Source organism: Lysinibacillus sp. JNUCC 51 (genome assembly GCF_015999525.1).
In the GTDB taxonomy this organism is placed as follows: Bacteria; Bacillota; Bacilli; order Bacillales_A; family Planococcaceae; genus Lysinibacillus; species Lysinibacillus xylanilyticus.
Genome location: NZ_CP065545.1, coordinates 4,591,539 through 4,603,773, shown reverse-complemented (window position 1 = coordinate 4,603,773; position 12,235 = coordinate 4,591,539). Strand labels below are relative to the sequence as shown.

Sequence of the window (12,235 nt, the reverse complement as noted above, 5' to 3'; positions counted from 1 at the left end):
GCCAACACCTTAAGGTTTGGGCTTTCCCGTTCGGAAAATATCAATAAAAATGTAGACTTAATTAAAAAATAAGAACTGTCAAAAACTGTTTACAAATTTGACAGTTCTTTTCTTATTTATACTTCATGAGCATGCATAACAACATTCTTTTTCTTTGAATATAGTAAAAAAGTGATGGTTAAACTTAAGCTAATAATACCAAAAACAAGTCCCAACCCACTTAAACCAACTAAATCTAGCATCATGCCTGTTGACAATAAGACGACCTGAAAGATGACAGAATCAATCATATTGCGGAATGAGAAAAATCGGCCATGAAAATCTTTTGGCACTTGCTTTTGAAAAATCACCATTGTCGTCGGGAAAAAACAGCCTACTGAAAAACCAAAAACTCCAAAAGCCACTAACGCCAAAAATTTTATATCAGAGAATATTAGCATTAGCTCCATCGAACCGATGATAAATGCTAATGTAAAAAGTAGTGTTCTAGTGTTCAGCCGTTCTGTAATCAATTTCAAACCAGCTGCACCTAGCATAAAACCTATACCCTCAACTGTATATAATAATCCTGATATTGTCGTTGAATGATGAATCTCAGAAATTTTCATTATAACTAAATTAAAGGATCCTAAAAATAATGTTGGAATTAGCATTAAGACAAGTGTCATTAATACAACGGGGTGCTCCTTCACCATCGGTAACACCTCTTTAAAGTTGCCCTTTGCCTTTGTTGATGACGATTGATTTGCTGTTTCATCTAATTGTAGGAAGTTCGTAATAACAAACATCATCACATAGACAATAAATGAAATGATGTACAACCATTTCAGCTCAAAGAAACTTAGCATGAATCCCGCTGCTGCAGTACCAATAATCCTTGAAATCGTTCGAGCATTCATTTGCCAAGCATTTAATGTAATTAAATCCTTATCTTTTACAATAATTGGAATAATAGATTGTAGAGCAGGCATATAAAAGGCTGCTGCTATTTGTAACGAAATTAAAAAAAGAATCATCCAAATAACCGAATTTGTATAAAGTGCTATAAACATAAATAAAACACTTATAATTCGCCCTACACTAGCCCATTGTATAACTGTTTTCTTCATTGACCTGTCAATAATACGCCCTGCCAACGGACCTACTACTAAACCGGCCAATATACCACAAGAAATAATTAATGATTTGTAAAAATCCGAGGGAACGACCTCTTGCATAAAAGCGAGATTACCTATAATCCCAGCCCACAAGCCAAGACCAACAACAAATTCACCTAATAAAATTATCCATACATTCCGATTACGCCACATTAAGTATCTCCTTGTTGTTTCATTTATTAATTAATAAATAGTAACAAAATTACAAATATTAGTACATAGTCATTTTACAATATTTCATTCTTTATATCCCCTTAAAATATTTTCATTATAATTATGTATTATGAGATCTTGCTCAATAGACCTTTAATTATGTATATTGCCTTTTTCGAATCACACCCAAAAATATTGCCATTATAAGGAAAGCAATAAAAAAACACCGTTTGATTCCATTATCAAACGATGTCTGTTGTAAACAAACACTACTTTGTTTGCATAAAGCTGTTTAGTAAGTTTTAATCGGCAGACCCGGCATTTAGCATTTTATAAGGAGCTTCAAAACTGACACTAAGCAAAATAAATTAGAAAGTCCTCGCTTTCAAATTATAGTAATTTTCTTACAAGGCGGCGCCAGCCTATCCAGAAAATAATTACCACCATCCCTGCTCCAACCGACTCTGTCAGTTTCCATAAAAGTATAAGAATAAGCAAAATAATTAACGGAAGAATCGTTAGCTTCAAATCGTCTAACTCTTTCATTCACGCATCCTTCTTTCTCATTCAACATTTTCTTTCTTAGCATAAACTACTATTTATTGATATTTTTCGAGAAAAAATATTACTCAAACAACCTCCAATAGCGCAAAACACCAGCATTTCTAGTATAAAAACTATTGATGATTACTCACAAATATATATTTTTGTATAATTTTTAAGATAAAAATCTCCCCCATCCTCCAAATAAATGACATGGCTAGTGCTTATCTTCATCATATTCTGAAGGTAGCATAATGGAAACCTCATACTTTGTTATTTCACTTGATGGTAATGCATATAAATTTTAGTGTTTTTTTGTAACAGCTTCACCACGAATAATTGTCACAAAATGATGTAGTATTCTACAAACAGTTGATGGTGACAGCACTGTGAGATCTTACAAAAAACAGTCGCTTTCTTCTAAACAATCGCGATTATTTTTGCGTTCAACATATATTTAACCTTCCGCATATTTCAGCTGGTACTTTTCCGTTACTAGGCTAAAGAACGAGGCAAGAACTTGCTGAAATAGCATGCCAAACACTACAGGCATAACCGTTTTTGCAGGGAAGTACGTAGTGGCTATTACAACCCCTACAGCAATATTACGCATCCCTCCTGTAAAAACGAACATCGTAATAATGCTTATATCCTTCCAAAGTATATGCCCTAATATTAAACAAAAAGCATACCCTGATACGGCAAGTAAAAATACGACTAAAATTACACTAACAAGCTCCAAGCTAATATTTTTAATGTATGGGGCAATTGCACTACTATTAATCATTACAATACTAAATAAACTAAGTTTTGAAAAAGGTGCTAATTTCTTTCCAAGCGTCAGCTCAATTTCGCCTTTAGTAAACTCATTTAACGCTACACCTATAAGAGAAGGCACGACTATCATCCAGAGTAAATCTAGAATGAGACCAATAGTATCAATTTCGATTGTTTGCCCTACAACAATATGAAGTAATGCAGGAATGACAACGGGTGAAATAAGTGTATCTATTAAAATAATTGCAAGACATAACGCAAGATGCCCCCTACAAATACTAACCCAAATAAAGCTCGTTACTCCTGTTGGCACAGCTACTGCTAAAACAAAACCAATTGTAAAAAGGTGATCGTGAAAGATGACGGTTGATACAAAATAAGCCCAAATTGGCATGAGTATGTGTAAAAATGCAATAACAACTAATATAACTTTTGGGTATTTTTTAAGACTTTTTATTCCTTCAAAATTCATGCTTAAACTACCTGCAAATGTCATAAAAGCAAACAGCCACGGCACTAAAAATAATAGCTGGTGCCCTACATTCTCGAACAATACACCAATCACTAAGCTAAGTGGCGTTAAAACAGGCATCCATTTTTGAAGGTATTTATTTAAACTATTCAACATCTCTGTATATTCCTTCTTTCTTATAAGAACAGTTTTCTCTAGCCTCTTTTTTGTAAAATTAATTATGCCTCAGCATAATTGCGTCCGGAGACCTTAAGCCAACAGATGTTTTTTGCGCGAAAGCGTAGTGCAACGAAGCGACAGCAACAGCATTAAGTTGGTCACTCAGTCGTTGCCACAGGACGTGGCGTTCTTAGACTGAGTTCCTCTGTTTCAGCAAATATTTATATGTAACGGAAGTGAAACGGCAGTTACAATTATTTTCTGTAGTGAAAGCGTAGCGTCGGCTACAAATGTCTTTAGCTGAACGAAGTTAAACAAGAAAAATTTGCAGTTTTTATCCATATCCTGCAAACTATTAACATAACTAGCTAGAAAGGATGACTGAGACTAATGAAAAAATTAGTGTGCGCTTTATTGCTTCCCCTACTTGTTGTGGCAAGTGGATACACTGTACAAGCAGCTGGCTTTAAAGATGTGCCAGAAGATCACTATGCGTATGAAGCCATCTTGTGGGCAGAAGAATATAATATCGTTAATGGCTATGCAGATGGTACATTTAAGCCCAATGCAACAATTACAGAGCAGCAGTTCGCAAAACTACTGGCGAACTTTTATGAGCTTGAATCGCCATATGACGAGTTGAAAAAACAGACTCCAGCTAAAAACTGGTCTGATGAATTTTACAATCGACTTGCAAGCTATGGTGTTCCATTAAACGGCTATTTCGATAACACTATTCGAGCAGCTAGTGTGAAGCGCGGTGTTGTAGCACAGGCAATTACCCATTTAGCAAATGGTAAAAGTGGATTAGATCAATCTATACAGTTTTTACTCGATTATTATATTTCCACTGGCCAAAACCCACAGTATGAAAACCGCAATTTACAGAAGTTTTTTGGTGTAACTAACAATATGACACGAGCTCAAGTCGTGACAATGCTCTATCGTATGGATAAAAGAAATTTTTATGAAATCTCAGAGGATGCGCAAGCTCTTCATGAAAATAAGAGTAATACTTCTTTAAATACGAGAGCGAAAAATGGCCAAAATCAGCTAGATAAAACAATGCAGCTAACAACACCTTCAAAAAGTGCTTGGGATGGTACCTATTTGTATTACTATAAATGGGGTACAGGCTCAACCGATTTTAATCGCCGAGATGCCTATATTTCAAACACAACAAGCAAAAGCTTTAATATATTCATAACTGCCAATGATGGATCAGCTGCAGGGAGTGTCGATGGGACAGCAACGATCACTTCTAGCACTAAGGCCGTAATGAATAAATCCTCAAATGGCAATCGATGTGTATTAGAATTTGAGCGCCTTAATAATGCGCTTAAAATTACCGAGGTAGATTGTCGGACAATGCATGATGAAGGAACTAATTTTTCTGGGACTTTAAAGAAACAATAAGTTTTCCAAAGGTCCGACTAAGAATCTCCAAACTTATTAAGGAACATCCTTGAGGTACTTTTATATTCACCACAATATCCTTCCATGGTGAAAAGAACTAAAAAGTGCGAAATGAATTTAAAAGAATCATTCGCACTTTTTTAAATTATTTTGAACTTACTTCCTCACCTTTCCAACACTATGATTTTTCCCTTACTAAATATGCAAGAGTACTGTCTACATAACATTGCGTTTTTCGTGTGCTTTTTTTGATAAGACATTGCATAGTCTTAGATCAATCAAAATGGATTCTATACAGTTTTAATTATAGATGTCTGGGTCCAATAATTATGCTCTAAAACTTCTTATACATCTTCTTGGCGATCTCTATAAAATCAGCAAGATACGGAGATATGTGCTTATCCTTATGCCATGCGATATCCGTAAAAATATCTGCTAATTTCATTGATGTAGTCAGTTCTTTTAAATTATTGTTTTTTAACTCCTTCTCCACCACCATTTTGGGTAAGAATGTAATACCTAAGCCTGCCATCACGCATTGCTTAATAGCTTCAATACTTGCAAATTCAATCATTTGTATCGGAAGTGCACCCTCCTGCTGAAGATGGACTTCCAATTGATTACGGTAGGAGCAACCACTTTCTGTCAGAAGCATCGTTTCATTTGAAAGTTGCTGTAATGAAAATACCTCTCTATCCGCATTACTATCAGTAGATGCACTGACAAATACTAATTGCTCTTGAAGAAGTCGCTCACGATGTAACATAGGTGTTTCCTTGTATGCATCTGTAATAAACGCTACATCGAGATCGCCTGATTGTAATAAATCTTTAGCGATTTCCGTAGTATGTACGGGCTTAAAAATGATTTTCACCTGTGAATGGGCTTTCTGAAATTGTTGTAAAATACTCGGCAGACGGTAGACACATTGACTTTCCTGTGCACCTATTTTTAACACAGCTTGTCCTTGTTCATTTAACATAGCTTTTTTCATATCTACATTTAAATCAAGCATTTTTTGAGCATACTGTTGTAATCGCTTGCCCTCCTCCGTAAGGGTAATGCGTTTTCCCAGTCTCTCAAAAAGAACAACACCTAGCTCCTCTTCAAGCGATTTAATTTGTGCTGTTATACTTGACTGTGCATAATCCAGTAGCTGTGCTGTCTGCGTAAAGCTTAACGTTTCTGAAGCAGTTAAAAACGTTTGAAGCTGTTTCATATCCATTTTTTTCACCTCTAAATCGTTTTTTTCGATTCATTCCATCGAAACATTCAGCTTTATCGATAATAAAAATAAGTTTACACTAATTATAGCCCGAAGGATAGAGGAGGATTCTCATATGAACATTACAACATTTATTGGAAGCTCTAGAGCCGATAGTAATAGTGAACAACTTGCTGACTATGTGTTAGAGGGCATTAGACATCAAAAAATTGATCTAAAAAAAATAGTTATCGAGCCCATCAACGATTTACGTCATGATGACAATGGCTTTCAGTTTGTAGAAGATGATTATGATCAAATTATCAATGCGTTTTTAACAAGTGATATCGTAGTTTTTGCAACACCTATTTATTGGTATAGTATGTCAGGAATAATGAAAAACATGATAGATCGACTAAGTCAAGCTATTCGAGATGAGCGTTTTCCACAGCTTAAAGAAAAACTACAAACTACCGAGGCTATTGTTCTTGCTGTTGGTGGCGATGAACCCTATATAAAAGGTCTACCAATGATTCAGCAATTCCAATATATCTTTGATTTCTTAAAGATGCCGTTCTCATCTTATATTATCGGAGAAGGAAACAAACCTGGTGAGATTGCTCATGATGAACAAGCACTGATGCAGGCATCCATATTAAATAAACAGTTAAAAGCACGTATCTATCCCATTTAAAAAACGACCTAAAAGCGGCTATGCTTTTAGGTCGTTTCATTATATTGAAAACAAGAAGGTCGAGGAAATTTTGGTGAATATTAAGGTATCCTATTAAATAATAATATGCCCTACGGCAAAACGAAGGGTTGATTTCAGTTCCGACTGAGCGCTTTCCTGGGAGTACCTTAACACATAAACTAATGTTAAATTTTTTCCGCTTCTGCCGGAATGTGTTGAAATGTTGTAACATCAAATAGCCCTGTATCTGTCAACTTTAACGCAGGGATAACAGGTAATGCGACAAATGAAAACGTCAATAAAAAATGGAAATCTAGTGTTGGATTAAGTGCGTGTAAGGCGTTATGTAGACTTGCTAATTGCTTCTTAGCCTCATCAGCAGGTGCATCCGTCATTAAGCCCCCAATTGTTAATGGCATTTCCGCTAAAATCTCGCCATCAGCTACGATAACAAAACCACCTTGTATTTCTTGAATACGTGACAAAGCAAGTAACATATCTTCATCATTCGTACCTACTACTAATGCATTATGCGAATCATGAGCTACAGTAGTGGCCACTGCCCCTTTTCGTAAACCAAAGCCTTTCACAATTCCAAGACCTGTCGTATGCAAATCGTGATGACGCTCAATAACTGCTAGCTTTAGTAAATCCTGTTCAACTGATGGTACAAATACACCATCTTTCACAGGTACATCTATTACTAAATGGTTCGTAATAAGCTGATTTGGTATAATTTCCATTACATTCGCCTTTGTACCTTTTTGGAATGGAATGCTAAGCTGGTCCTTCGTTACATTTGGTAAATGTACAGAGTGGTGAATATGTGCAGGTACATTAGGCTCTATACGATTCGTTAACATCACACCGTTTTCAGCAACCTTTTCACCATTTTTCCAAACTGACTTTGCACGCATATTGTCGATGTTCTCGATTAATACAAAATCCGCCTTATAGCCTGGAGCTAAAACGCCTCGATCATATAAACGATAACACTCAGCTGTGTTAACAGTAGCAAGCTGAATAGCCTGCAACGGCTCCATCCCTTCCTCAATGGCCATTGCCACATCGAAGTTAATACTACCTTCATCCATTAGCTCGTCAACGTATTTATCATCAGTACAAAAGCCAAAACGGCGAGCATTTGTTGTATTGACAGCAGGCAATAAATCACGTAAATTTTTTGCTGCTGAGCCTTCACGAATAAGTACATACATCCCTTGCTCAACTCGATCAATAGCCTCCTGTGCCGTTACACATTCATGATCAGTATGGATACCAGCAGCACGATAGCCCGTAATTTGATGACTATTTAAGCCCGCACAATGCCCATCTATAACTAAATTTGCCTGTTGTGAAAGGATAATCTTTTCAAGCATGCCTGTTTCACCATTTAATACAGCCGGAAAATCCATGACCTCAGCTAAACCTCGAACATCTTCGTGCTTTAAAAACGGCTCTAAATCAACAGCCGTCAGCTTTGCTCCTACATTTTCAAAATGAGTGCCAGGAACACTAGATGGCAGCATAACAAAGATATCCATATCTGCTTTTTTTGCATCGTCTAGCATAAATTGAATGCCCTCCGCACCTGCAACATTTGCAATTTCATGAGGATCTGTAATGACTGTTGTGATGCCATGTGGAATCAATATACGGCTAAATTCTGCAGGTGTTAGCATCGACGACTCAATATGTATATGTCCATCAATCAGACCTGGTACCACATATTTTCCTGAGGCATCCTCTTCTTTTTTTGCTTTAAATCTATTCATCGTATCAAGCGCTACAATTTGTCCATTGTTAACGACGATATCTGCCTTTTTCCACGTCAATGTAAAAACATCTGCAATTTGTGCGTTACGTAAAATAAAATCCGCCTCAATTTTCCCTTGCGAAGTTAAAATATTTTGTGCAAGCTGTTGTAGTTTGTTGGACATTCTTTGCACTCCTTTTTTCTTTTTGAATTATCATGCATGAACACTTGTCTAATTTCAAGTATTCTCAAGTAATCTAAAAAAACGACCACATATTAATGGTCGTTTGTAAATTCGAGTTCTTTAGGCGGTTCCCCTTTTTTATTCATCAAGCGCATACGAATTGGTTCGATTTTTAGTGTAATCATTTCATCATGATTCCCGACGAAAATGCTTGTGAAAAATTCAGCTAACTTATTTTTTAATCCGTCCTCTAGAATTTCTGTTAGCTTTCCTTCAATTTCAACATACGTATCACCAAAGCCTCTATTTTCGTATCCATATAATATATGTGTATATGGGTTTTTGCGAAGTTCCTCCATTTTTTCGGAATGTTTATTTGTTACTGTGTATAATATAAAATCTTCATGTTGGAATGTCATATAGCGTGAGTACGGTTTACCATTCTCAACTGTTGCCATCGTTCCTATTTTCTCTCGGTTTAAAACTTCTAATATTTCATCTCGAACAGAGGTCATGTCATCTCATCCTTTCTTATCTCCTTTTATTTTGTCCTATTTTATCGAGTCTAACCTTATTTTTTGAAAAATATGAAATGACAATCTTCAGCTTATTTTTAAATTTATTGCTATAATGACTTGTTGGACAACACGATTTATTAGAATGAGGTATTAATGATGAAGGAAGCTTTTTTCGCACGGTGTCTGTTCTTCTTAACAGGCATTTTGGTTTTATCCTTAGGTATAACGTTAACGATTAAAGGTCAGGTTTTTGGCGTTGGCTCGTGGGATGTGTTACATATCGGGCTAGCTAAAACATTCGGATTAACTATCGGTACTTGGTCAATTCTCATTGGACTAGCCATTTTAGCATTTGATATGTTTTTCACGAAGAAGTTCCCACTGCCTGGCACATTTATAGATATGTTTTTAGCAGGTATTTTTATTGATATATTTAACTATTGGATACCAGATATAGATGGTTTTTGGATGCAGCTATTTGCTTATATTTCTGGCTTAATATTACTTGGCTGGGGCTGTGGTATGTACATGGTGGCGAATTTAGGAATTGGTCCTCGAGATACATTGATGCTTCTAATGGTCCATAAACTCGGCTGGAGTGTCACACGTTCTCGAACAACTATGGAAGTAACTGTCGCTATACTTGGTTTTTTACTTGGTGGACCTATTGGAATTGGAACGGCTCTAATGGCATTTGGTCTTGGTCCAATTGTACAATTTGCTTTAACTTTTAACGAAAAGTTATTTTTGAAATGGACTGGCGTGAAAAGCGCTGTGGTATAAGCTTACAAGACAATGCAAAAAAGTGCATTGTCTTTTTTTATTCAGTTGTAATATACAATTGAACTATATATTATGTGAACTTGTTTACAGCAGTTTATAGAATAAACAGCAAGGAGCCACTTACAGAGTGTAAGATGGCTCCCTTTTTCTATTATTCTGTATCAGATGGATTTTTCCCAGTAGCCTCGATTACTTCAGGGGTCCCATCCACTGTGTCGTCCTCCTGCACATTTTCTGCAGCAGGTGGTGTGATCGTCACTAATGTATAGTCATCTTCCTGTAAAATTTCAAAGGAATACTTTTGACGAATATCCCCTACATAAAGCGATGTTCCGATGGCTACATCAGTAACATCAATCTCAATTGTTTCTGGAATTTCTGCTGGATTTACTTTTATTCGAACTTCGCGATTAGGCTGTAATAGGAATCCACCATCTGCAACTCCAATAGCTTTACCGGTAACATTTACTGGAATATCAACCTCTAGTTCCTCGGCCATATTAATGGACTTGAAATCTACATGCTTAACATTGCCCTTTAACGCACAGCGTTGTACTTCTGTTAGTACTGCGTTAATCTGTTTACCGTCTACATCTAATTGAAAGACATTTTTATTGCCGAATTGAGCTAACATTTTTGCAAATTGTCTGGCATCCAGTGATACTGCTGTTGATTCCATTTGATAGCCATATACAACGCCCGGAATTGCACCGATCTGTCTAAGATGAGTTAATGATGATTGACGCCCTTTATCACGTTTTTTAACAGTTAAAACAGTATTCATCACATTTTCCCCTTCCATGGAAACTAGTCTCATAAAAGGTTTTGCCCGTTCTATAGATTTTTATACATAAGCACAAGGTTGTAGCTTTCTCTAACGTTCGCGCCGCTTCAGAAGTTCTATCAAAAAACTACACTTCAATTGTTCGGGCTAATGAACAGTTGAAGTGTAGTTAAACATGTACTTACAAAATTGTTACTTTGTTATCTAACAATAAGTGTAAATCATGAAGCTTTTTAATTTCAAAATGTGGTTGAATATCACTTGTATTTTCAATATTACGTATGTTAAACCAGCATGTATCAATTCCAGCTTGCAGTCCGCCTTTAACATCAGATGTTAAGGAATCACCAATAATCAGGGTTTTATCCTTATTGATATTATCGATACGTTCAAAAACATAATCGAAAAAAGCTGGCATTGGTTTTTGATAGCCTGTTTGCTCCGAGATAAATATCCCATTGAAAAAATGTGCTAAATTTGCATCCTCTAGTCGTTTATTTTGGGTAATTGTTTTACCATTTGAAACGACATATAACTCGTAGTTGTCGGCAAGCTGTTCGATTACTTCATAAGCACCGTCAACATAATGATGCGCCTCTTTCAAATACTTTTGAAAGATCGCTTCAAAGTACTCCCCATCTACATCTATACCAAATTCCTTTAAAGCAATCGAAAATCTAGTGTTATGTAATTCATCTTTAGACACCTCACCACGTTCAAAAGCACGCCACATAGATTCATTAATCTCCTTATAACGTGCAATCATCGTTGGAGTTGCTGCAATATTTTCCTGTTTAAATAAACGGTCAAGTGCTGCATCTTCAGCTAAATCAAAATCTAATAATGTGTCATCAACGTCAAACAATAATGTTTCATACTTTGTCATTTCTTTTCCTACTTTCTTGGTGCTGTATTACCAATTTGCTCCTTCTATCATAACGTTTTCTGTGAAAATAAACAGTAAATCTACCTACTACTCTTTTTTTACAGAATATTAGAAAATATCTTACGCACTAAAGTTGCTAATAATATTTCCTTCAATGAGTAATAAAAATGATCAACTTGCCTAAAAATAGGGACTAATCCCACTATTGATATCAATACACTAATGGGGATTACTGCATTTAGAACATTTAGATGAACTTTATAAGGTCTAAACAGATTCAACTTTGGTTTAGCTTACAACAACAACCGAAGCAACCACTTAGGAGCGTTTAACGAGCTTGTGAGCGTTGATAGTGGAGCAGAGGAATTGTTTACACAGGATGTACGAATGGTGCTATTAAAGCCATGTGTGGGGATACAGGGGGTGGTTGAGAAAACATAACAAAAGGACTTGCATATATGAGAATCAATCATAAACACAAGTCCTATTCTTATTAAAGTAAAGCCCCCACCAGGTAAAATATGATTCTTCACAAATTCTCTGGTATTCGCAGTAAGTAGTTGATAATCCTACTTATTAATTTCCTCATATTGTGTAGTAAAATTCTTATTACATAAACCAACATAACATCTAAAACACAATATTTGCGAAGCCATTAAATAATTCAAATCTATTAAAATAACCAGAATTACTTTTCTTTTTTATTTCGCAACACTACATTAATAATTATGTAGATGAAACTTAATAAA

11 protein-coding genes are annotated in these 12,235 nt (G+C 35.8%); 3 read left to right on the top strand and 8 right to left on the bottom strand.

Annotated elements, in window-relative coordinates; all coding sequences use genetic code 11:
* Window positions 1-116 precede the first annotated feature (116 nt).
* From JNUCC51_RS22205 to JNUCC51_RS22195, 3 genes are all read right to left on the bottom strand, one after another.
* On the bottom strand, window positions 117-1,310 hold the full coding sequence (locus tag JNUCC51_RS22205; RefSeq protein WP_337989798.1) for an MFS transporter: 1,194 nt from the start codon (window positions 1,308-1,310) through the stop codon (window positions 117-119).
* Between the two features lie 390 nt (window positions 1,311-1,700).
* Window positions 1,701-1,856, bottom strand: a complete 156-nt coding sequence (locus tag JNUCC51_RS22200; RefSeq protein ID WP_198516273.1) for a hypothetical protein — start codon at window positions 1,854-1,856, stop codon at window positions 1,701-1,703.
* A 454-nt stretch (window positions 1,857-2,310) separates the two neighbouring features.
* The gene (locus tag JNUCC51_RS22195) at window positions 2,311-3,258 is read right to left on the bottom strand and encodes a bile acid:sodium symporter family protein (RefSeq protein WP_337989797.1); all 948 of its coding nucleotides are present in this window, start codon (window positions 3,256-3,258) and stop codon (window positions 2,311-2,313) included.
* 393 nt (window positions 3,259-3,651) lie between these two features.
* Here JNUCC51_RS22195 and JNUCC51_RS22190 point away from each other — a divergent pair, with 393 nt between their 5' ends.
* Window positions 3,652-4,677: an S-layer homology domain-containing protein gene (locus JNUCC51_RS22190; protein WP_337989796.1), complete on the top strand. Its 1,026-nt coding sequence runs from the start codon at window positions 3,652-3,654 to the stop codon at window positions 4,675-4,677.
* A 334-nt stretch (window positions 4,678-5,011) separates the two neighbouring features.
* On the opposite strand, the gene JNUCC51_RS22185 is transcribed toward JNUCC51_RS22190, so the two are convergent.
* A complete protein-coding gene (locus tag JNUCC51_RS22185; RefSeq protein ID WP_337989795.1) occupies window positions 5,012-5,902 on the bottom strand; it encodes a LysR family transcriptional regulator in 891 nt (296 codons plus the stop codon).
* Window positions 5,903-6,017: 115 nt separating this feature from the next.
* Between JNUCC51_RS22185 and JNUCC51_RS22180 the strand changes: the two genes are divergently transcribed.
* The gene (locus JNUCC51_RS22180) at window positions 6,018-6,575 is read left to right on the top strand and encodes a flavodoxin family protein (protein ID WP_337989794.1); all 558 of its coding nucleotides are present in this window, start codon (window positions 6,018-6,020) and stop codon (window positions 6,573-6,575) included.
* 185 nt (window positions 6,576-6,760) lie between these two features.
* Here the strand turns inward: JNUCC51_RS22180 and ade are convergent, their stop codons facing one another.
* Window positions 6,761-8,515: an adenine deaminase gene (ade, locus tag JNUCC51_RS22175; protein WP_337989793.1), complete on the bottom strand. Its 1,755-nt coding sequence runs from the start codon at window positions 8,513-8,515 to the stop codon at window positions 6,761-6,763.
* 92 nt (window positions 8,516-8,607) lie between these two features.
* Window positions 8,608-9,030 carry a pyridoxamine 5'-phosphate oxidase family protein gene (locus JNUCC51_RS22170; RefSeq protein ID WP_337989792.1) on the bottom strand — a complete coding sequence of 141 codons (423 nt, stop codon included), beginning with the start codon at window positions 9,028-9,030 and terminating at the stop codon, window positions 8,608-8,610.
* A 159-nt stretch (window positions 9,031-9,189) separates the two neighbouring features.
* Here JNUCC51_RS22170 and JNUCC51_RS22165 point away from each other — a divergent pair, with 159 nt between their 5' ends.
* Window positions 9,190-9,816, top strand: a complete 627-nt coding sequence (locus tag JNUCC51_RS22165; protein ID WP_268637284.1) for a YczE/YyaS/YitT family protein — start codon at window positions 9,190-9,192, stop codon at window positions 9,814-9,816.
* 151 nt (window positions 9,817-9,967) lie between these two features.
* Here JNUCC51_RS22165 and JNUCC51_RS22160 read toward each other — a convergent pair whose 3' ends face one another.
* Together JNUCC51_RS22160 and JNUCC51_RS22155 are read right to left on the bottom strand one after the other, a co-directional pair.
* Window positions 9,968-10,600, bottom strand: coding sequence for a 50S ribosomal protein L25/general stress protein Ctc (locus JNUCC51_RS22160; protein ID WP_337989791.1), 633 nt, complete (start codon window positions 10,598-10,600; stop codon window positions 9,968-9,970).
* 181 nt (window positions 10,601-10,781) lie between these two features.
* Window positions 10,782-11,486 carry a YjjG family noncanonical pyrimidine nucleotidase gene (locus JNUCC51_RS22155; protein WP_337989790.1) on the bottom strand — a complete coding sequence of 235 codons (705 nt, stop codon included), beginning with the start codon at window positions 11,484-11,486 and terminating at the stop codon, window positions 10,782-10,784.
* Window positions 11,487-12,235: the final 749 nt, after the last annotated feature.

What these genes read in the sequence shown, in the direction of transcription:
- JNUCC51_RS22205 (WP_337989798.1), bottom strand. Translation starts at nt 1,310, where the DNA reads ATGTGGCGTAATCGGAATGTATGGATAATTTTATTAGGTGAATTTGTT.
- JNUCC51_RS22200 (WP_198516273.1), bottom strand. Translation starts at nt 1,856, where the DNA reads ATGAAAGAGTTAGACGATTTGAAGCTAACGATTCTTCCGTTAATTATT.
- JNUCC51_RS22195 (WP_337989797.1), bottom strand. Translation starts at nt 3,258, where the DNA reads ATGTTGAATAGTTTAAATAAATACCTTCAAAAATGGATGCCTGTTTTA.
- JNUCC51_RS22190 (WP_337989796.1), top strand. Translation starts at nt 3,652, where the DNA reads ATGAAAAAATTAGTGTGCGCTTTATTGCTTCCCCTACTTGTTGTGGCA.
- JNUCC51_RS22185 (WP_337989795.1), bottom strand. Translation starts at nt 5,902, where the DNA reads ATGGATATGAAACAGCTTCAAACGTTTTTAACTGCTTCAGAAACGTTA.
- JNUCC51_RS22180 (WP_337989794.1), top strand. Translation starts at nt 6,018, where the DNA reads ATGAACATTACAACATTTATTGGAAGCTCTAGAGCCGATAGTAATAGT.
- ade (WP_337989793.1), bottom strand. Translation starts at nt 8,515, where the DNA reads ATGTCCAACAAACTACAACAGCTTGCACAAAATATTTTAACTTCGCAA.
- JNUCC51_RS22170 (WP_337989792.1), bottom strand. Translation starts at nt 9,030, where the DNA reads ATGACCTCTGTTCGAGATGAAATATTAGAAGTTTTAAACCGAGAGAAA.
- JNUCC51_RS22165 (WP_268637284.1), top strand. Translation starts at nt 9,190, where the DNA reads ATGAAGGAAGCTTTTTTCGCACGGTGTCTGTTCTTCTTAACAGGCATT.
- JNUCC51_RS22160 (WP_337989791.1), bottom strand. Translation starts at nt 10,600, where the DNA reads ATGAATACTGTTTTAACTGTTAAAAAACGTGATAAAGGGCGTCAATCA.
- JNUCC51_RS22155 (WP_337989790.1), bottom strand. Translation starts at nt 11,486, where the DNA reads ATGACAAAGTATGAAACATTATTGTTTGACGTTGATGACACATTATTA.